This window comes from Pedobacter lithocola, assembly GCF_042650845.1.
Lineage (GTDB): Bacteria > Bacteroidota > Bacteroidia > Sphingobacteriales > Sphingobacteriaceae > Pedobacter > Pedobacter lithocola.
Map to the genome: position 1 here is coordinate 519,804 of NZ_JBHSBW010000011.1, position 21,218 is coordinate 541,021.

Consider the following 21,218-nt stretch of genomic DNA (forward strand, 5'->3'; position numbering starts at 1 on the left):
TGAAAACTGTGGCTATTTTTATTATAGATTATTTCACTAAAGTAAAAGGCACATACAATCCAAAAGTTATATTCCTTCCTGTATTGTAAACGCCTAAATTTGGATTTTCATAATCGAAACGTCCTGGTTTAAACCTACTCAAGGCATCGTAATATCTTTGGTTTAACAAGTTATTTGCAGATACCGATAGTTTAACCGGCTGCTTACCTAAATTAAAAGTAGCGCCAATACCTGCATTTAATAAGGTATAACCGCTTGTTGGCGTTTCAAAAACATCATCAACACGGGTTTGCTTAAATGCAGAATTTATTCCTACAGATAAATAAGCATCATTTGTTCCTTTTAGTTTAGGCTCAAAACGCAACTCATTTCTTAAAGTTCCGGCAGGGATAAATGCCAATGGTCTGCCTAAAGTATTATTTTGTGCATGCACATAACCAAAGGTGTTCTCGAAATGAATAAAAGAAACCGGATGGATGGTTAAACTTGCTTCTGCCCCATAAAGGTTTGCATTTACTTGTCCGTAGCGATAAACAGGATATTCATCGCCTTCGGCAGTAATGGTTTCGCCATTGTTAGCTGCATAAATGAAATTATGTACGTAGTTATTGTACACACTTGCACTTGCGCTTACAATTTTACCTTCATATTCTATTGCCGCATCAACTTGGTAACTGCGTTCTGGGCTTAAGTTAGAATTTCCGATTTCGTAGCGGAATGTACCTTCATGTACACCATTCGAACCTAATTCTGCTGGGTTTGGTGCACGAAATGCAGAACCAGCATTTGCTTTAAAATTCCACTCTTCGTTAAACTGATGCGTAAAGCCTAATGCACCACTTACATTAGAAGATTTATTCACAAATGGAGCAAATTGCTCATCACCATCAATTAACAATTGCTCGCCAGTGTTTTTTCTAAAATCGTAGCGGGCACCCAAACTAAAAGTGCTACTTTCCCAATTTTTCTTTGCATAAGCAAAAACACCAACACCATAAGTATCATAAGCTGGAACTAAAAATTCTATGCCTTTATTTTTACTATTACCTGCATCGGCACTAAAACCGAATACGGGTTGCCAGCCATTGGTTTCGTGTATGTAATATTTTAAATCCGCGTTGTATGTTTTAAGGTCGAAAAATAAAGAAGGGTCTGGACCATCTTCTAGCTCCCGGCGTTGATTCTGTTGAAACCCGAAATCGGCTTTTAAATTTCCGTTACCTAGAATAAAGTTATTGTTCAGGGCTATTTTTAAATGTCTAATATCCTGACGAGGATAATCTAAATCTCTACTTTTATAATCCTCAGTTACAAAAGGGCTGCCATCTTCTTTAACAAAATTTCCAGCAGCATCTAAAGTTGGTTCATAAAAACCAATGTTATTGCGGAAACTCGAAACGTTTAAATGTGTATAACCCCAGCTTTTATTTAAACCAACCATTCCGCTTAAATCTGTTTCGTTAAATCCAGAGTTTGGGAAATATCCTATAGGTGTTTTAAATGAATAGGCATTTTTATATGTCCCACGAGCTCTCCAAACAAAACCATTTTTATTACCAGTTAGCATTAGTGAGTTGGCTGATAAACCATTGTTTGTAGAATAATTTGTTATCAATTCTCCTTTAACCTGACCTTCTGGAGCTGTACTTGGCTCTAGTAAATTGATAACACCACCAAGCGCATCAGAACCATACATCAAAGAAGCAGCACCGCGTAAAACCTCTACTCTGTCTGATTTAAATTGGTCGATTTCGATACCGTGCTCATCGCCCCATTGCTGTCCTTGCTGTTTTATTCCATCATCTAAAGTTACAATTCTGTTATATCCCAAACCCCTAATAACAGGTTTTGAAATTGATGGACCAGTGGTTATTTGAGATACACCCGGAATTCGAGTTAATGCATCTATTAAATTAGATGAAGGTTGCAACAATTGATCTTTTCCCAATACAGCAGATGAAGCACTATTCCGCTTACTGGTACTGCTAATTAAACTACCTGTAATTACGACTTCTTTTGTTTCAATCGCGGTAGATTTTAATGCAAATTCTAAAGTTCCTGCAGTAGCGAAATTAACAACTTGTGTTGTTGTTTTGTAGCCAATGTAGTGTACCTCAACAATATAGGTTCCTTTTGATGGTAAATTATTTACTGTAAATTCTCCATCATTATTGGTAACGGCAGTAACTTTTAAATCAGGTATAAATATGGTTGCTCCAGGTAAAGTTTGTTTAGTATCGGCATCAATAACTCTACCTTTTATATCTTTTAATATGTTGGCAAATGTACTTGTACTTAAAAATGTATATAAAATTACAAAGCCTAATAGCTTTAATTCTTTCATGATATTTATATTTTGGATGATGTATGATAGCAAAAACGACATCGCTAAATAGCCATGCGCATTAGTATCTTATTTAATAAATAATTTGGATAAGTGTAGAAACACTTGAGCTGAAAAAATTATGCTACAGGCGGACCACGTAAACTGGTACGCTTTATTTCGGTGTACGAACTTTTAAGAACGGGATCTGCTTGTCCGAATATTTTTACCGAAAGGAAAATTTTATAAAGATGATGGGTATGTACGTAGTTTTTTTCAAAACCAGCATTACAAATTAAGCAGTTATCGGCATGAGCTTGTACATGGCTTAAATGCTTACAATTGGTTTCTTGTTTAACAACCGGAATGGGTTGATGGTAGTGTAATAAATTCCATGGAGTTAAGGCAATAGCAAAAACCATCAGCATTATTGCTGCTAATAACCGGTTTATATGTTGCTTATGCTTTTTCAATGGCTCAAAAGTAGCAATTACTATCCAATTATATATCTTTGAATGGTAACATTGCTTTTATAGTCTGTTCAAATCTATTTAGCAAATATTCTAATTATGAAATTTACTAGAAAAAATATTTTTAATACCCTTTTCGTCATTTTACTCTTAGTAATTGTGTTTATTCCAGATGCTAAAGCATTCCTTTTAAAGGGTTTAATGGAAATTGGTTTTTACTCACCGAAGGTAGAAGAGCAAAATAAGGAGACTGTTAACCTTACCGGTATTAAGTTTAGCAATTTAAAAGGAGATGTAATTGATTTAGGAGATTTGAAAGGTAAGGTAGTTTTTTTAAATTTTTGGGCAACTTGGTGCCCACCATGCAGAGCAGAAATGCCTTCTATAAATAAACTTTATACACAGTTTAAAAACGACCCAAATGTAGTTTTTATCTTTGCAGATGCAGATGGAGATTTGCTTAAATCAAATAAATATATGGCAGATAGGGAATTTGAATTGCCTGTTTATAAAGTAGAAAGTGCGGTGCCTAAACAAATTTTCGAAGATTCTTTGCCCACAACAATAATTTTTGATAAGGAAGGAAGAATCTCTTTCAAGCATGAAGGAATAGCTAATTATGCAAATAAAAAGTTTACTGAGTTTTTAAATAAACTGAAAGCAGCTAGGTAAAATTGCTTTTATTTAAGGGAAAATAGCATCTTTTAAAGTTTAATATTTCATTACTTTTGCCGCTATGATTTCATTTTTCGAGGCTTCGCTAAAGCAGCTTTCTATCCACCACACCGGTAATAAATTGGTAGAAGAATATTATAAACTATCAGATGCTCCTTTAAAAATTGAGGATGAATTGCTTGGTAATTTATTAATGCAGTTCTTTTTAAAACCCTTCGAAAAAGTTAATGAAGTTTATCGTTTCTATCATCCAAATGATAACCTGCAGCTTAATGAAGTGTTTCATTTTGCAACAGAAATTTTTGAGAACAATGAGCTTTTTCATGAAGATTCTCAGCAACTAGCTAAACATTTGTACGATGTTGCCAATCACCCAAAAATTAAATCGGGCGAAATGTACGTTGCTTATTTTCAGAAAGTACAATTAGAAGGTGAGCAATTAGATGCCATTGGTATTTTCAAATCCGAAACGAAAGATACTTATTTAAAGGTTTATCCTGAACAGGATGGTTTTGGAATGAGTTATGAGCAAGATGCAATTAGCATTAATAAGTTAGACAAAGGCTGCTTAATTTTTAATGTTGATAAAACGGAAGGTTACAAGGTTGTTGTTTTTGACCAAGCAAAAAGCAGTAACGATAGTACAGTTTATTGGAAGGATGAATTTTTGAAACTAAAAATCCGCAACGATAGCTATAACCAAACCAATAATGTTTTGGGAGTTTACAAGAATTTTGTAACCCAAAAAATGGATGATGAGTACGAGATAAGCAAAGCGGATAAAATTGATTTGCTAAATCGCTCTATGAAGTATTTTAAAGAGAAGGAAACTTTTGATATTGAGGAATTTGGAAATGAAGTAATTGGAAATGCTGAAGGGATAGAATCTTTTAAAAACTACAAAAAGAATTACGAAGAGGAGTACGAATCGCCAATTGCTGATTCGTTTGAAATTGCAGAATCGGCTGTTAAAAAACAAGCCAGGGCTTACAAAAGCGTGCTAAAGTTGGATAAGAATTTTCATATCTACATCCATGGAAATAAGGATATGATTGAGAAGGGATACGACGATGCTAAATCGATGAATTATTATAAGGTTTATTTTAGAGAGGAAGAATAGAAGGGTTTTGTAACTCGTTTAAAGCTACTTCCTCAGTCTGTGTCTCCACAGACAGAAACAAAAATTTTAGTTATTATGGTCTGTGTGGACACAGACCATGGATTAATTATATTTATGGTTAATTTTTGAGGTTAGGTTAGAAGAGAGAGAATACCGTACTTATTCAATTCTAGCGCCATTTGCTTTTTATAGCAACCCCTCGGTCTGTGTCCCCACAGACCGAAACATTAACGATTTGTTACGATGGTCTGTGGAGACACAGACCATGGATTAGAACAGGTTTGATTTAATTAAATTATCATCTGCTTTTTAGTCTGTGTACTCAAAAATCGAAACACAAACTATCATTTTGAAATTTCCTTCACATCGAAAAAATTGTGAACCAGTAATATTTTCATATTTCTAATTATGACGAATGAAAATATATTTAAGCAGCAGCGTAATTCAAAAATGATTGTGGGTGATGTATATTTTTGGACAAACACCATAAAGGATTGGATTTATGTTTTTGAAAATCCATTATATGTAAATATAGTATTGGATACAATGAAGGAACTTGTAAAACGAGAGAAAGTTATAATCTATTCCTTTGTAATTATGCCAAATCACTTACATCTTATATGGAAAATGACTCAAATGAATGGAAAAGAGATGCCTTATGCTAGTTTTAATAAATTCACTTCTCACAAAATTTTCGAAGATATGAAATCAAAAAGCATGAGTAAATTAATGAGTTTTAAAGTAGATGATCAAGAAAGACAATTTCGTTTGTGGCAAAGAGATCCACTAGCAGTTTTAATGGATTCTAAAGAGAAGGTTGAGCAAAAAATTGATTATATCCATCGAAACCCTTTGCAAGAAAGGTGGAACTTGAGTGATATTCCAGAAAATTATAGTTATTCTTCAGCAAATTTTTACATGACTGGTTTTGATGATTTTGGCTTTTTAGCAGATTATAGAGATGAATTTTGTTGATGTTTCGGTCTGTGAGGACACAGACCAAGGTTTCTACTATTAAGGAATAGTCTTCTAAGTTGTTCGGCTATTGCGATCAAATTAAATTATAGGAAATTCACTTAAATCCGCTGTTGTCCCTTTAACGCCAAATATTGATTAATCACGTTGATGGTTAGCTTTTGTGGGGAGGTAAGAACAGAGAGAATACCATATTTATTTAGTTCGAGTGCCATTTGCTTTTTCTCGTAAATAAACTTTTCGGCAATGGTTTTATGGTAAATACCTTCAACATCTTTAGCAGGTGTGGTACTTAAACTTTTGAGTTCTGTGTTTTCAAAGAAAACCACTAGCAATAAATGGTATTTTGAAATCTTTTTTAAATAAGGCAATTGCCTTTGTAAGGCTGATAAACTCTCGAAATTAGTAAAGAAAACGACCAAACTCCTTTGCTTAATAACCGACCGGATGGTGCTGTATAATGCCTCCATGTTACTTTCGAGGTAACGTGTTTTTTCTTTGTATAAAACCTGCATAATATGGCCAAGTTGAGCAGGTTTCCTTTCGGCCGGAATAATAGAGCCAATCGTTTCTGATAGTGTTATTAAGCCTGCTTTATCCTGTTTTAACATAGCAACTTTTGATAATGCAATGCTTGCATTTATGGCATAATCCAATAAACTCAATCCTTCAAACGGCATTCTCATTACCCGAGATTTATCAATAACACAATACACATTTTGAGAACGTTCATCGGTGTAAGTATTTACCATTAAGCCGCCTTTTCTTGCCGTTGCTTTCCAATTGATAGTTCTGATATCATCACCACCAACGTAATTTTTAATCTGATCAAATTCCGAACTCTGACCAATTTTCCTGATTTTTTTTATTCCGAACTCTGTTAAATTATTTGAAATTGCCATCAGTTCATATTGGCCTAAATTTATAAAAGATGGAAAAACAGGCAACACTTTTGCCCCATCAAAATTATATTTTCTTTTAACCAAACCAATTGGCGAACTGGTGTAAACTCTGATAAATCCGAAATCATATTCACCACGTTTTGTTGGGCGCAAATTATAATGGATAGATTTTATATCGCCTGATTTTAGATGCAATTTAAAATCCTTATCACGAAGCTGAAACTGAAACGGAACTTCATCAATAATACGAAGCTTAACACCAAAGCCATATCGATTTTGTACTTCTATTTGAACTGGATTTTCATCACCATTACTTAATCTTTTTGAGCTTAGCCGATGCGCCTCGATACCTTTATCATTGCGATAAAGCACCACAACATCAACTATCAATAACAAAAACACAACTAATGTTATAATTTCCGGCATTTCTCCAAGCCAATTGAAAAAGAATTTCAAAATAAAAAGCATAACACAACAAGCCAGAGCCGTAAATAAACGGTCTGTTAAAAATAAGTTGCTATAATATTGTTGAAATATCTTTTTCAAGAAGCCTTTTTGAAATTTAAATAATTTGAGAAATGCGGAATTTACCTCGGTATTTCTATTCGTTTAATAATCTGATTTACAACATCAGTAGTAGTTAAGCCTTCCATTTCTTTTTCTGGTGATAACAAAATTCTATGCGCTAAAACCGGAACAGCCACTGTAATAATATCATCTGGTGTTACAAAATCGCGATTTTGAATGGCTGCTAAAGCTTTGGCACTATGCACAATTGCTAAAGAGGCTCGCGGCGATGCGCCTAAATATAGCGATGGATTGTTGCGTGTTTCGTTTACTATTTTTGCAATAAACTCCAGCAACTTTGGCTCTACGAATAAACCACGTATTATGCCTCTTGCTGATTGAATTTGTTGTACGGAAAGTACAGGTTTAACATCTTGCAGTAATGTTTTATTAACCAATGAATGTTGCGCAAGTAAGATTTCAGTTTCTTCTTCTAATGATGGATATTTTACTTCGATTTTAAATAAAAACCTGTCTAGCTGTGCCTCTGGTAAGCGATAAGTTCCTTCCTGCTCAATTGGATTTTGAGTAGCCAAAACCATAAATGGTTCATCCATAATGTAAGTTGTACCATCAATAGTAACCTGGCGCTCTTCCATTACTTCAAACAAAGCCGATTGTGTTTTGGCAGGTGCTCGGTTTATTTCATCAACTAAAATAATATTGCCAAAAATCGGACCTTTTCTAAACTCAAAATCGCCAGTTTTGGTGTTAAAAATTGGTGTTCCTAAAACGTCCGACGGCATTAAATCTGGTGTGAATTGTACCCTCGAAAATTGCGCATCAATGGATTTTGCCAATAATTTTGCACTTAAGGTTTTAGCAACTCCAGGCACTCCTTCTATTAAAATATGTCCATCGGCTAGTAAACCCACTATCAAAAAATCGATAACCTGTTTCTGACCAATAATAATTTTGCCTAGCACATTACGAATTTGAGTTACAGATTCGTTTAATGCACTTAAATCAGTGCGTTGGTTAAATGGTTCCTGTTCCTGCTCCATTGGGTTTGGTGTTTTTGTAAAATTGTTCTATTATATCGTTAAGCAAAATGAGTTGCCCGTCGCTATATTCAGTTAGTGTTGGGGTTTGCATTAAATGCCTGGTAATATTTTTAGCCAGTGCTTCATTTATACCCGTTTTTAGTTGTAACGTTTGAGCAAAGTTGCTATCTATCACATTGGTTTTTATAAAATATCGGCTTCGCAAATGTTCCATTAAATAATTAATTTGCTTTAAGGCAATATCTAAATTGTTTCTTTCGTGGTAATATACGCTCCCTACAACATGCGCATATTCTACTGATGTGTTGGTATAAGGGTCGGCAATTGGTATAATTCTTTGTCGCCTTTTAATATCGTAAAATACAAAAAGCAATAAACTAAAAATGCAGAGGTAGTAAGCATACTTTAATTCTGGATGTTTGAAGAAAACCCTTAAAATATCTGTTTCGCCGGTTTTTATAATGGTAGCATATTCATCAAATATTAAAGTTTCAGCGCCATACAAATAGCTTAAAGATTTGGCTGCATATTCTGCTCCATATTTATCCAATAAGTTAAAATTACTGTAAAAACCTGGGCCTGCCATTAAAAATAGCGAACCTTTACCGTAGTTGTATTTTATAAAGTTTGGTTTATTGTTGGCGTCTATTCCTAAAATAGTGGCTTTATTGGTATCGATTTTACTAAAATAATTACTGCCAATTCCCTTTTCGAAACCATAATTAACTACTGTTTTTAAATTTGGGTTTGTGAAATTTAAAGAGCTTCCATCTTGTGTAAAACTTGTAGCAACCTGTAATTTTAAAGCTTTGTTAGCATAAGCACCTAAATCGTAAGTGGCTATAAATACTTTATTGCCGTCAGTTATAAATTTTTTCAACTTCTCAAAATCTACCTTGCTAATCTCTACTCGCGGAGAAATAAATAGATACGCACTATTTTTTAACTTGTTGTTTTGTACAGTATTGTAAATAGGCAGCGATGATGATTTTATGGTTGTGTTCGGTAACACATCACTTAATCTATTGTATAAAATAAATGTTCCATACGGTATTTTATCTTTTTTAAGGTAAGATGCCGACCAATCTGTTGGTGTTGGTTTATTAAATTGTGCAACCAGATAAATCAAAATTAGTATTATGCCAATGCTTATATAGATTTTGTATCCTTTCATTTAATTTGTGCATTAAAATGATTAAAGGATTGTTTTATTGGCTCAAATTTATGCGCATCTACGGGGAAATCTCCATACCAGATATAATCAAACTGATGGGTTAATAAGCTAAATTCTTGTTTTACTTCTGGCTTAGCAATTTCCATTAAATAATTGTAATTGGTTTTTTCGGGTTGCCAATTAATTATCTCTGCATCACTAAGTTTTTTCAGTGTTCTTAAATATAATAAACGCACTGCCAAGCGAAACTTCCCTTGCTCTATTAGTTGCTGAATTTCCTTTTCGTAATCAATTTCGTGGATGTTTTCATTCAAAATATAGTAAGGCAATGTAATTTCTTTTGATTTTTTAGCAAATATATTTTCAGTTCCAATTACTTTGTAAACGATGTATAAAAGAATGGCTGCACCTAAACCTATAAAAAAATATTTAGAAACCGGGTTGGATGCTGCACCTGTAAAAAGCTGACCAACTTTACTCCAAAACCAAATCCAGAACCTATCCCAAAGCGATAAATCTCTGGTTAAAGCTGCATCATATTTAAATTCATTTTGTTCCGCATAGGCATTTAAAGCATTCTTATTAAATTTTTGCTCAACTATTTTAATGCTATCAATCCTAATTTCTGCTTTAGGTTTTAGTTTTAATTTTTGGGCATAGCTATTTCCAGAAGATGAAAATAATAGAAAAAGCATTAAAAATTTAAGCAGAAATTTTAGCATTTTAATATTCTTCTGGTCTTGTATCTATTGGTTTTTCTGTACTACCAAAATTAGAAATGCGCTCCATTAAACCGGTGCTTTCTTTTTGCTCAACCAAACTAAAATAAGATAATGTTATGGTAATGATTGGTATAATGGTAAACACCTGACAAAGGTATTGAATAACGGTTGTTATCATAGAAAACGATAAAGACATATGTGGTTTATTATGAGAAAATAAACCTATCATGCTAAAAATTGTTGTTGGTAAAACCACAATAGACATACTAGCATAAACAATTATCCAAATGATAAATAAAGTACCGAAGGTTATCCAGAAGTTATCTTTTATGATTTTAAAACTCCTGTTAAAAGCATAACTAAGCGTAGCATTCTCTACCACCATAATCGGGAACACCATTGCTATAAAAGGGAATAACCAAAAACCTGGAACAAGGCAGAATATAAACGCAACAATAAGCATTAAAATTAGCAAGAAAGAACTCCCAAAAACCCTAAAAAAGTAATGTTTAAAATATCCCCATACCTCGTCGGTAGTGGGGGTTTGATTTCCTTTTTGTACATAAACAGCTATATAAGAAAGTATTGCAACGGTTGTGCTTGAGTAGCCGGCAAAAGAAAATATAACGGCTAAATAGTATTCTATCCCATAAAGCGAGCCGAAGCCAAATGCATTTCTTGCCGTATTTCCATCAATGCTATTAATCATACCGATGGTTTTGTATTGCTGCAACAACATGGAAAGCATTGCGCCCAATACAAAAAGACCACTAAAAATGAAATAAGTTTTTACAAGCGGCTTTAAATTCTGACGGATAAAAGTGAAAGTATCGTTTATCAGCTGGCCGAAATCTCTTACTTTTTTAAATTCTATTTTTGAAAGCATAGGTTTTTAGATGATTGTTTTCTTATTAATTTTAGCAGGATAAATAAATACATACCAAATGATAAAGGTTGCAGAAGCCAATAAAATAAAGCTACTTAACCACATTGGCATTTCTGTATGTCGGGTTATAAAACTTTCGAAAAATGCGGCAACGATAAAAATTGGAACCAAGCCTAAAACAATTTTCAATCCGTCTTTTGCACCTTTTAATATGGATGCCTTTCTGGTATAGGTTTTCGGAAATAGCATGCTGTTGCCTAAAACTAAGCCGGCTGCACCTGCCAAAACAATAGCCGAAATTTCTAAGGTTCCGTGTATCCAAATAACCAAAACAGATTGTAAGCCTAAACCTTTACTAAAGAAAAAATATTGGAAAGAGCCAAGCATCACTCCATTTCTGAATAAAGAAACGATAGAGCCAAAAGAGAAAATAATACCTAAAACAAATGTATAAAGCGAAACATAAATGTTATTTGCACCAATTTGAATAAACATTAATACCGGATTGGCTTGCTTATAAACCCCGAATGGGTCGCCTTTTGCAATGTTATCATTTGTCATGTTTACATAACCATCACCCAAAATTAAACGTATAAATGTATCGTCGTATTTTGCAGAAATAGCTCCAATTGAGCAAGAAGCCAGAAAGAATATCAAGGCATAAACTATTTGCTTTTTATGGATAAAAAATAACAGCGGAAGTTCAGTTCTCCAAAAATTAACAAATCGGTGCGATTTTTCTTTCTTGTTTTTGTAAACAGAGCGATGTAATTTTGATGCTAATCCGTTAAGATAAGCTGTGGTTTTAGAGTTCGGATAAAATGTTTTCGAATAAGCTAAATCGTTTGTGATTTCTGTAAAACGATTGGCAAGTTCATCAGGATTTGCCAATTGCATTTCATCATAGCGTTTCCACTTTTCTGTGTTCTGTTTTACAAATAAAGCTTCTCTCATTAATTAACTAAAATGTTGGGTTAAAATAGGTTAATTTTTCAATGGATACAAAAAAATCGGGCGTAAAAGATTTAAATTAATTAAGAGGCAATGGAGAATTTTTTAAAGGGTTACTATCTTCATTGTGAGTAAAAAAAATTATGTTTGAAATATGGAAAGCATCAGAATTAGCACCGCTCAAAATGTTGATATCGAATATGAAGTTGCAGGTTTAGGAGAGCGAATTGCCGCCAGGTTAATTGATTTAGCGGGGTTTTTAGTGCTTTACATTGTTGCAATTATATTAATGATTATAGCTTCCATTAGCCGTTCTGAAGTTTTAGCCATTACCATGTTGGTAATATTCGGCGTAATTTTTCTTTTTTACGATTTGGTTTGCGAGTTAACGATGGATGGCCAAACTTTTGGAAAGAAAATTATGAAAATTAAAGTAATTAGTCTTGATGGCGGACAACCAACCTTTGGGCAATATTTAATGCGATGGATTTTTAGAATTGTAGATTTTGGTTTTATTTTCGGTTGGGGTGTTGTTGCACTTATTAGTGTAGCCGTATCAAAAAACCATCAGCGTGTAGGCGATATGCTTGCTAAAACTACTTTGATTAAAACAGTGCCGAGAACAAGGATTGATAACGTTGCCTTTAGCTTTTCTTTGCCAGAAGATTACCAACCAGTTTTTAAAGAGGTGCTGCATTTAAATGATAGAGATGCAGAGTTGATTTATGAAGTTTTAACTGGATTTTACCAAACCGGAAACCCGGATTTGATTTATGCCATGGCTGCAAAAACCAAAAACCATATCGCGGCAACACTACCCGAAGGCATGAATGAACTGCAATTTTTAGAAACCGTTATGAAAGATTATAAACATTTAACTGCGAACAGTTAGTTTGGTAGAATGCTATTTAATCAAACATGATTAAATTATTTTATTACATCTAAAATTTTCGGCGTTAAGGCATTAACCCACTGATTATACATTTTTCCGCTTGGGTGTAAACCATCACTTGCAATAAGTGATACATCATTTGCAGCCATTTTAGAATCTGGAGTGATGTTGGTAAAACTAACTCCCGCAGCTGTTGTAATTTGTTCTGCAGCTGCGTTAAATGCATCAATTTCTGCTGCTATGGTTTGGGCACTTTTAGAATAATTTTTAGCAAAAGGCGTAACGCCCCAATCTGGAATAGAAACTACAAAAACTCTTGCCTTTCTTCCGCCAGAAAAACCAATTGCCGTTTGTAATAATTCAGAAAATTCTTTCTTATAAGTGCTTAAAGAATATCCGCGATATTGATTATTTACACCTATTAACAAAGTAACAATATCAAATTTTTCTGTAACTTTTGCTTGCGTAATGGCACCCTGAAGTTCGTCGGTAGTCCAGCCTGTTACGGCTATAATTTTAGGATTTTCCACATTACGGTTATTGGCTTTTAATGCAGTTTGCAATTGATATGGGAATGATTCTGATTGCTTAACAGATTCGCCAATGGTATAAGAATCGCCTAATGCCAAATAGGTAAAGTTACCTGTAGGGTTTGTTGTTAAAAATGGATTTACAGGATTTACCGCATCAGGCATATTATTATCTTTAGTACAGCCCGAAGATAAAAAAGAAAGTATTAGAATGCCAGCGAAAAGTTTCATAATCAGATTTACGGATTAAGCTACATTTCGGTTTTAATTAGCTCTTTAACCAAGTGCTCCCGAAATTTAGAATTGGTTATGATACTTGATTCAAATTCACCAAAGTTTTTATTTATTAATAGTTGCTCACTCTGAGAAAGATCATTAAAGAAAAACGCAGAACTTATTTTATTACCTTTTAAATCTGTAAGGTAAAAAGCATCTGTTAAAACAAATGCTGTTGAACCACCTTTTTGCCCCAAATGAAGAAAATTCTTTTTGTTGCTTGCATAGCCCATAGGCCACTCCATAATTTGTTGCAAAACCTGTTGAACCGCTGGTTTAAAATAGCTTTCGCTATTAATTTTATTCATTAATTCAGCATACTCTTTTGTGGTAGAAGATACCAATCTGTCCGACCAAATTTTTTGTATTTCAACCGGAAAATTTTTAAAATTAAATTGCTTGATAAAGTTGCTATCTGTTTTAAGTTTTTGATGGTTTAGTGCACAAAGCTTTCGATATTCAGCATCACTAAGGTTTTTTAATTTACTCACCCAAATACCTTGTTCAATATTATCAGGTTTCAAGCATGTCATTAAAGCACTTGCGGTGAAATAATAGTATGGAGAATGATTTTTAATTTTCAGCTCCTTTAGATTGGCATTTATTTTATCCATGCCTAGCAAATCCTGAAGGTATTCTGTATTTGCATTCGAGCTAAACCTAATCATACCTTTAGCGATTTCTAGCAAGGTTACGCTATCGTTGGCAGTCTTTTTTAATGATTTTAACCAGGCAGGATGTGCACCTCCATCAGTAAAAGGAATGTAATATCGGTTGATTTCTTTTACTGCTATTTTGGTTGTTTGATTTATTTTTTTTGAAGCAACCTGATTGGCAAATTCTATCGCGACAATTGTTTTAGCAGCGCTTGCTAATGGCATTATTTGGTTACCACGATAATTTAGTGTTTCTATACCGTTTTCATTTATCACTATTGATGATTTCTGAGGATTATTTTTGATAAAGTTTACCATATCATCAATATTTTGCGCAAAAGAAAAGGAAGTGCAAAAGCAAAATAGGAAAATAATTACGAGTGCGTTTTTCATTAAATCAATTCCATTTTAAACAAATTGGCAATATGGTTTTTTAATTTTCCCTTCACTTCATCGATATCCAATTTATAACCCAATTCCTTTTCTAATGATGTTACAGCTTTATCATCAATACCACAAGGAACTATGTTTTTGAAATAATCTAAATCTACATTTACATTAAATGCAAAGCCATGCATGGTAACCCAGCGACTGCAGCGAACGCCCATGGCACAAATTTTCCTGGCTTTATCATTATCTGCATCCAGCCAAACGCCTGTGTAGCCAGGATAACGACCAGAGTTTATGCCATAATCTTTTAAAGTGAGGATAACGGCCTCTTCCAAAGTTCGGAGATAGAGGTGGATATCTGTAAAAAAATTGTCCAAATCTAATATCGGGTAGCCCACAATTTGTCCTGGTCCGTGGTAAGTGATATCGCCACCACGATTAATTTTATAGTAGGTTGCATGCTTATCTTTTAAACCTTGTTCATCGAGAAGTAAATTTTCTTGATGCCCGCTTTTTCCTAAAGTATAAACATGTGGATGCTCATTAAAAATAAGATAATTTGGTGTAGGTAAATTTGTGCCGTTATTTCGGTTATCAGTTTTAATGGCTACCGTTTTATTTAACAAATCTTCCTGCTTATCCCAAGCTTGCTGGTAATCAATTAAACCCCAATCAATAAACTGTGTAGGTACCCGAAGTATTGAATCCATTACTGGTAAGCTTGAATTTTCAACGTTGATATTATTGTGCATAATTGATTCTCCAATTCTTTTATTAAGCTGTCTGTCGCCTAAATTTTACCTGTTCCTTCAGGCGCCTGTACATATCCCAACATATAACCATCTTTAGTTTTAAAATAATTTACGGTTAGTTCACGAGTTCCTGTTGGTAGTTCTACCAAAGCGTTTAAGCTTCCTTCATTTTTTAGTTTAAAGGGCTTAATGTGAATATGCTGTTTAAATTCCAATCCCTTTTTTCCGTGCCATTTGTATATGGCTTCTTTTGCACACCAGCAAACATATAATCCTTCTGTATTATCGCCAATTTGCCTTTGTGCAAGTTCAACATCATTCAAAAATTTATGTTTAATGGTTTTTATTTTATGCTTAATCAATTCAATATCAACACCTACCGCATTATCTTTACTCATCATTACGGCAGCATAATCGTAAGAATGACTTAAAGAAATTTTATAATCCGAATTGGGAAGATAGGGTTTTCCATCCTCATCAAACTGGCAATCGATGTATTTTTCGGTATTAAGTAAAGTGCGTAATAAAAGTCTGGTACTTAGCCAGTGCAACATCCTTTTGCCGTTATTGAAAGAAGAAATAATATCCCATTCATGCTGCTTAAGCTGTAAGCCGGCAAGCAATTCAGCTTCTGTTTCTTCAATTTTCCAGATTGCTAAAACCGAATGCTCATCAATATTTTTATTATAAACTACAGGCATTTATAAAATCGAGGTTTTGGATGCAACATTATCTTAAATAAATGATAATTTAGGGCCAAAAATACGCATAAAAATGATATTATCAGATAAAAGGATTCTGGAGGAAATAGAGAAAGGAACAATTATTATAGAGCCTTTTGATAGTAGTTGCTTGGGCACAAACTCTTACGATGTGCACTTGGGTAAATACCTTGCAACATACAAAAACAGGGTTTTAGATGCCAAAAAACATAATGAAATTGAACATTTCGAAATCCCTAAAGATGGTTTTATTCTTCACCCGGGCACATTATATTTGGGCGTAACGGTAGAATATACTGAAACCCATAGCCATGTTCCTTTTTTAGAAGGTAAAAGCAGTACTGGCCGTTTAGGTATCGATATACATGCAACTGCAGGTAAAGGTGATGTAGGTTTTTGCAATACTTGGACATTAGAAATATCTGTTGCACAGCCTGTAAAAATTTATGCCGGCATGCCAATTGGGCAATTAATTTATTTTATGGTTGAAGGAAATATAGAAACCATGTACAATACGAAGGGCAATGCCAAATACAATAATAAAACTACAAAACCGGTAGAAAGTATGATGTGGAAAAACGCTTTCTAACAGAAATAATTCATTTTATCTTCATTATAATATGCCTCGGGTTTCGTACCTTGAGGCATATTTACTTTTCACGCCAAGCCTAATGAAATCCAAAATTATCCTTGCTCTAAGTTTTCTGATTGTTTTTTTAGGTTTTGCTGCCTTTACAATTGATGACGACCCCTTTGCACAATTTATCAAAAAACTAGATGAGTACACCAATAAGTTTCAACAAGAAAAAGTTTACCTCCACTTAGATAAGCCGTATTATGCAATTGGTGATGATATTTGGTTTAAAGCTTACGTATTTAATACCAAAACTCAACTCCCAACAGATATCAGTAAGATTTTATATGTAGAACTTATAAATGAAAAGGATTCGTTAAAAAGGCAAATTAAACTGCCTTTAATGGGCGGTATAACCTGGGGCGATTTTAAGCTAACCGATTCACTAGGCGAAGGAAATTACCGCATTAGGGCTTATACAAACTATATGCGAAATTATGGAACGGATTTCTTTTTCGATAAAACCATAAAAATTGGAAACAGCTGGGCCAATAAGGTTTTTACCGTTACCGATTATAAATTTACCAAAGAGAATAATAGTGATAAAGTTGCTGCAAACATTCATTTTGAGGATAAAGCAGGCGTAGCTTATAAAGAAAATGAAGTTAGCTATGAAGTGCAATTAGATTTTAAGACCGTAGCAAGAGGTAAAACAAAAACAGATTTACAAGGTAATGCTTTAATTAATTTCGAAAGCAACCAATCTATCGCCAATAAAAAAGGAAAAATTCTAGCTACTATAACACTTGATAATAAACAGAAAATTGTAAAGGCGATTCCAATAACATCTACCAGTAATGATGTAGATGTTCAGTTTTTGCCCGAAGGTGGTAACCTGATAGAAGAGTTGCCACAAAAAATTGCTATTAAAGCGATAAATGGTACAGGAAAGGGAGAAGATATCACTGGTAAAATTATTGATGAAACCGGGGCAGAAATTACCAGTATTGCTACAAGCTATTTGGGCATGGGTAACTTCATATTAAATGTTCAGCCAGGTAAAACCTACACTGCAAAAATTAAATTTCAAGATGGTTCTCAAAAAGATTTTAAACTTCCAATAGCACAAAAAAGTGGTTATGCACTTACCATAAATAATTTGGATACGGGCAAAGTATCCGTCAAAATATTAGCTAGCGCTAACCTTACCAATAGCGATGAATTAAAAATTGTTGCACAACAAGGTGGAAATATTTATTATGTTTCTAAAGCAAAGGTTGATAAGCAAGTATTATCTGCCATTATTCCCAGAAGTAAATTACCAACGGGTATCATACAATTTACTTTGTTCTCTGCAAGCAATCAACCCATTGCCGAACGCCTGATTTTCAATAAGAGCAAATTAGATGTGATTGATTTAAAGCTTAATACTGCGGGCATATCGGGCGAAAAAAAGGGAAAATCTGCCTTCACTTTCGATGCATTGGATCAACAGAAACCGGTGATTGGTAGTTTCTCTGCATCGGTAACTAACGCAAGCAAAGTAACACCAGATGAAGATAATGAAAGCAATATTTTTGCTACGCTTTGGCTTACCTCAGATTTGGCAGGTTACATAGAAAAGCCCAATCATTACTTTTTAAATGATGATACCAAAACAGCTCAAGAGTTAGATAACTTGATGTTGACCCAAGGTTGGCGAAGGTTTTTATGGCGAAACGTAATTAATAATGCTGGTCCGGCAATTACATTTCAACCAGAGAAAACAACTTCTATTAGCGGAGTAGTTAAAAAGGGAGGTAAACCTGTTGCAAACGGTAAAGTTATGCTCCTATCAACCAAAGGTGGTTTTTTTGTAATTGATACGGTTACCAACGCAGAAGGTAGATTCAATTTTGATAATTTGGTGTTTAGCGATAGTACAAAGTTTATTGTGCAGGCAAGAACGAAAACAGATAGGAAATTTGTCGAAATAACTGTTGATGCCGTTCCTTACCAAATCGTTACTAAAAATAAAAATAGTGCCGATGTTGATGTAAACGTAAATAACTCTTTAATGAAATACATTAAAGAAAGCGATAATTATTTTAATGAAATGACTCGCCTTGGCTTGTTAGAACGTACTATAAAGCTGGATGAAGTTGTTATAACGGAAAAAAGGGTTGTTGCTAAAAATTCTGCCAACCTAAACGGTGCCGGCAATGCCGATTTTGTTTTAACGGCAAAGGATTTAACCAGTTGCGCACAACTTTCTCAATGTTTAAACGGTCGCTTACCATTCGTAATTTTTAGGGGTGGCATACCTTATTCAACCCGTAGCCCGAATACACCAATGAATATTATACTTGATGGAATGCAGGTTGAGCCAGACTTTCTAGATAATTTAAATCCTAATGATATTGAAACCATTGAAGTTTTAAGAACAATTGCCAATACCGCAATTTACGGAAGCCAAGGTGGTGGGGGCGTATTGATAATAACAACCAAACGTGGTGGAAGCGAGATTTCTTACAATACTTATACACCAGGCGTTGTGGTAGTTAATAAAAAAGGCTTTTCTACTTCGAGAGATTTTTATTCGCCAAAATACGATGCACAAACATCAAGCGCAAAAGCCGATTACCGAAGCACAATTTACTGGAATCCACAGGTTGTAGCCGATAAAGATGGTAAAGCAAAATTTGATTTCTATAATGCTGATGAACCAGGAACTTATAGAGTGGTTTTAGAAGGTGTTAATGCTGAAGGGCATTTGGGAAGAAAGATTTTTACTTATGATGTTAAGTAGGAAAAAATAAATAAATTTGAATTAGTATGCATGCATAATATTTATTATTTTGCTCCATACTAATTAATCAAATTTAGATTACCATTTAATATGAATACTATAAAAGTTAGTGTAAAAGATCGTTTAGCTACCATCACATTAGACAAAGGAAAATCAAATGCCTTAAATCGTGAATTGATAACCGAGTTAGACGATATGCTTAAAAATATCTCTGCAGATGATAATATTGGCGGAGTTATTTTAACAGGAAACGCTCCATTTTTTTCTGCAGGCTTAGATTTGGTAGAGCTTTATGGTTATAACGAAGAAGAAGTAAAATCTTTCTTTCACCTTTTTTTCAGTTTTACTGCAAATATGGTTTCGTTTAAAAAACCAATGGTTGCAGCAATAAGTGGTCATAGTCCGGCAGGGGGTTGTGTAATGGCTCTAGCCTGCGATTATAGAATTATGGCTGAAGGACCATATATAATAGGATTAAACGAAGTTCCGGTTGGTATCATTGTGCCCAACAGTATTTTTCAGTTATATGCCTTTTGGATTGGCAAAGCAGAAGCATCACGAAGTTTACTTACCGGTAAATTATACAAACCAGATGAAGCTTTGAAAGTTGGTTTAATTGATGAACTTGTAAAAGGCGAAAGTTTATTAACAGCTGCTGAAAGAAAAATTAAGAAATTTATGGAGCTGGAAAGTAACACCTGGTCGCAAAGTAAACTTAATATTCGTGAGGATTTAATTGCTGCGGTTACTTCCGATCAATCTGCAACGCTACAAAAAATGCTTCAGCAATGGTGGTCGCCGGCTACACGCCACATTTTAAAAACGATTTTAGAAAGTCTTCAGAGAAAATAATATAAGCTTTAATTCTTCAATTAAAAGCTGCATTTAACCAAATTTATCAATAATCAGTTAATCAAATAACTGAGTAATCCATTTATATTATGTTCGCATTCAATCAACCCATGCTTAGAGATGGCTCTTTAGAAGGCAAAACCATTGTAATAACCGGCGGCGGAACTGGCTTGGGTAAAGCCATGGGGATTTATTTTTTGAAGTTAGGTGCAAACTTGGTTATCACCAGTCGTAAGCAAGATGTTTTGCAAAAAACCGCCGATGAGATGGAGGAGAAAACAGGTGGAAAGGTTTTGGCTGTAGCATGTGATGTTCGAGAAGTTGAACAAGTGGAAAATGTATTGGCAAAAACCATTGAAAAATTTGGACAGGTTGATGCGCTTTTGAATAATGCAGCAGGCAACTTTATCTCTCCAACCGAACGTTTATCTGCAAATGCTTTTTCATCAATAATTGATATTGTATTAAAAGGAACCGTTAATTGTACGCTAACATTTGGCAAGTACTGGATTAAAGAAAAGCAAACCGCAACAGTTCTGAATATTATAACAACTTATGCTTTTACTGGTTCGGCATATGTTGTACCTTCTGCATGCGCTAAAGGTGGTGTTTTAGCATTAACCCGCTCTTTAGCGGTAGAATGGGGTAAATATGGCATTCGCACAAACGCAATAGCTCCAGGCCCTTTTCCAACAAAAGGAGCATGGGAAAGATTATTGCCGGGCGATTTAGCCAAAAAATTTGATTTTAAAAACCGCGTTCCGCTCAAAAGAGTTGGAGAACATCAGGAACTGGCCAATTTAGCTGCATTTTTAATCAGCGATTTCTCTGGTTACATTAATGGAGAAGTAATTACAATTGATGGTGGCGAATGGTTGCAAGGTGCAGGTCAAATGAATGGTTTGGAAGCTATACCAAACGAAATGTGGGATATGCTGGAACAAATGACAAGAAGCGCCAAGTGATGTAAGATGTAAAATGGATGATTACGAAGCGTAAGATTTTACTATCGCTAAG

At 34.2% G+C, this 21,218-nt stretch carries 20 protein-coding genes; 8 read left to right on the forward strand and 12 right to left on the reverse strand.

All coding sequences use genetic code 11. From position 1 onward, the window contains the following. Positions 1-28: 28 nt before the first annotated feature. Complete coding sequence (locus ACFOWA_RS12640) at positions 29-2,344, reverse strand: TonB-dependent receptor (RefSeq protein ID WP_378985663.1); 2,316 nt, start codon at positions 2,342-2,344, stop codon at positions 29-31. Between the two features lie 119 nt (positions 2,345-2,463). Continuing rightward, the gene (locus ACFOWA_RS12645) at positions 2,464-2,796 is read right to left on the reverse strand and encodes a hypothetical protein (RefSeq protein WP_378985665.1); all 333 of its coding nucleotides are present in this window, start codon (positions 2,794-2,796) and stop codon (positions 2,464-2,466) included. Positions 2,797-2,892: 96 nt separating this feature from the next. Between ACFOWA_RS12645 and ACFOWA_RS12650 the strand changes: the two genes are divergently transcribed. The 3 genes from ACFOWA_RS12650 (at position 2,893) to ACFOWA_RS12660 (ending at position 5,563) form a co-directional block, all read left to right on the forward strand. Beyond that, positions 2,893-3,465, forward strand: a complete 573-nt coding sequence (locus ACFOWA_RS12650; protein ID WP_378985667.1) for a TlpA family protein disulfide reductase — start codon at positions 2,893-2,895, stop codon at positions 3,463-3,465. Positions 3,466-3,529: 64 nt separating this feature from the next. Next, positions 3,530-4,588, forward strand: coding sequence for a nucleoid-associated protein (locus tag ACFOWA_RS12655; RefSeq protein ID WP_378985669.1), 1,059 nt, complete (start codon positions 3,530-3,532; stop codon positions 4,586-4,588). Between the two features lie 408 nt (positions 4,589-4,996). After that, the gene (locus ACFOWA_RS12660) at positions 4,997-5,563 is read left to right on the forward strand and encodes a transposase (protein WP_378985671.1); all 567 of its coding nucleotides are present in this window, start codon (positions 4,997-4,999) and stop codon (positions 5,561-5,563) included. Between the two features lie 101 nt (positions 5,564-5,664). Here ACFOWA_RS12660 and ACFOWA_RS12665 read toward each other — a convergent pair whose 3' ends face one another. From ACFOWA_RS12665 to ACFOWA_RS12690, 6 genes are read right to left on the reverse strand one after another with little or no spacing between them, the layout of a single operon-like run. Beyond that, on the reverse strand, positions 5,665-7,011 hold the full coding sequence (locus tag ACFOWA_RS12665) for a DUF58 domain-containing protein (protein WP_378985673.1): 1,347 nt from the start codon (positions 7,009-7,011) through the stop codon (positions 5,665-5,667). A gap of 41 nt (positions 7,012-7,052) precedes the next feature. Beyond that, a complete protein-coding gene (locus ACFOWA_RS12670; RefSeq protein ID WP_378985674.1) occupies positions 7,053-8,036 on the reverse strand; it encodes an AAA family ATPase in 984 nt (327 codons plus the stop codon). Then, positions 8,011-9,210: a DUF4350 domain-containing protein gene (locus ACFOWA_RS12675; protein WP_378985676.1), complete on the reverse strand. Its 1,200-nt coding sequence runs from the start codon at positions 9,208-9,210 to the stop codon at positions 8,011-8,013. The genes ACFOWA_RS12670 and ACFOWA_RS12675 overlap by 26 nt, the downstream gene beginning before the upstream one ends. Next, positions 9,207-9,905, reverse strand: a complete 699-nt coding sequence (locus tag ACFOWA_RS12680) for a DUF4129 domain-containing protein (protein WP_378985678.1) — start codon at positions 9,903-9,905, stop codon at positions 9,207-9,209. Before ACFOWA_RS12680 ends, ACFOWA_RS12675 begins: the two co-directional genes overlap by 4 nt. Positions 9,906-9,933: 28 nt before the next feature. Next, a complete protein-coding gene (locus tag ACFOWA_RS12685) occupies positions 9,934-10,818 on the reverse strand; it encodes a hypothetical protein (protein ID WP_378985680.1) in 885 nt (294 codons plus the stop codon). Between the two features lie 6 nt (positions 10,819-10,824). Next, positions 10,825-11,772 carry a stage II sporulation protein M gene (locus ACFOWA_RS12690; RefSeq protein ID WP_378985682.1) on the reverse strand — a complete coding sequence of 316 codons (948 nt, stop codon included), beginning with the start codon at positions 11,770-11,772 and terminating at the stop codon, positions 10,825-10,827. A gap of 151 nt (positions 11,773-11,923) precedes the next feature. Here ACFOWA_RS12690 and ACFOWA_RS12695 point away from each other — a divergent pair, with 151 nt between their 5' ends. Beyond that, entirely contained in the window at positions 11,924-12,661 is a 738-nt protein-coding gene (locus ACFOWA_RS12695) for an RDD family protein (protein ID WP_378985684.1), read from the forward strand. Between the two features lie 35 nt (positions 12,662-12,696). On the opposite strand, the gene ACFOWA_RS12700 is transcribed toward ACFOWA_RS12695, so the two are convergent. The 4 genes from ACFOWA_RS12700 to ACFOWA_RS12715 all read right to left on the reverse strand — a co-directional run bounded on the left by ACFOWA_RS12700 (position 12,697) and on the right by ACFOWA_RS12715 (position 15,966). Next, a complete protein-coding gene (locus tag ACFOWA_RS12700) occupies positions 12,697-13,422 on the reverse strand; it encodes an SGNH/GDSL hydrolase family protein (RefSeq protein ID WP_378985686.1) in 726 nt (241 codons plus the stop codon). A gap of 20 nt (positions 13,423-13,442) precedes the next feature. Then, entirely contained in the window at positions 13,443-14,516 is a 1,074-nt protein-coding gene (locus tag ACFOWA_RS12705) for a serine hydrolase (RefSeq protein ID WP_378985688.1), read from the reverse strand. Beyond that, positions 14,516-15,223 carry a lipoyl(octanoyl) transferase LipB gene (gene lipB, locus ACFOWA_RS12710; protein ID WP_378986158.1) on the reverse strand — a complete coding sequence of 236 codons (708 nt, stop codon included), beginning with the start codon at positions 15,221-15,223 and terminating at the stop codon, positions 14,516-14,518. The genes ACFOWA_RS12705 and lipB overlap by 1 nt, the downstream gene beginning before the upstream one ends. An 80-nt stretch (positions 15,224-15,303) precedes the next feature. After that, positions 15,304-15,966 carry a 4'-phosphopantetheinyl transferase family protein gene (locus ACFOWA_RS12715; protein ID WP_378985690.1) on the reverse strand — a complete coding sequence of 221 codons (663 nt, stop codon included), beginning with the start codon at positions 15,964-15,966 and terminating at the stop codon, positions 15,304-15,306. Positions 15,967-16,039: 73 nt separating this feature from the next. Here ACFOWA_RS12715 and dcd point away from each other — a divergent pair, with 73 nt between their 5' ends. The 4 genes from dcd to ACFOWA_RS12735 all read left to right on the forward strand — a co-directional run bounded on the left by dcd (position 16,040) and on the right by ACFOWA_RS12735 (position 21,166). Next, on the forward strand, positions 16,040-16,576 hold the full coding sequence (gene dcd, locus ACFOWA_RS12720) for a dCTP deaminase (RefSeq protein ID WP_378985692.1): 537 nt from the start codon (positions 16,040-16,042) through the stop codon (positions 16,574-16,576). A gap of 82 nt (positions 16,577-16,658) precedes the next feature. Continuing rightward, a complete protein-coding gene (locus ACFOWA_RS12725) occupies positions 16,659-19,349 on the forward strand; it encodes a carboxypeptidase-like regulatory domain-containing protein (protein WP_378985693.1) in 2,691 nt (896 codons plus the stop codon). Positions 19,350-19,439: 90 nt separating this feature from the next. Beyond that, positions 19,440-20,201 carry an enoyl-CoA hydratase/isomerase family protein gene (locus tag ACFOWA_RS12730; RefSeq protein WP_378985695.1) on the forward strand — a complete coding sequence of 254 codons (762 nt, stop codon included), beginning with the start codon at positions 19,440-19,442 and terminating at the stop codon, positions 20,199-20,201. Positions 20,202-20,290: 89 nt separating this feature from the next. After that, entirely contained in the window at positions 20,291-21,166 is an 876-nt protein-coding gene (locus tag ACFOWA_RS12735; protein ID WP_378985696.1) for an SDR family oxidoreductase, read from the forward strand. The last annotated feature ends 52 nt before the right edge of the window (positions 21,167-21,218 follow it).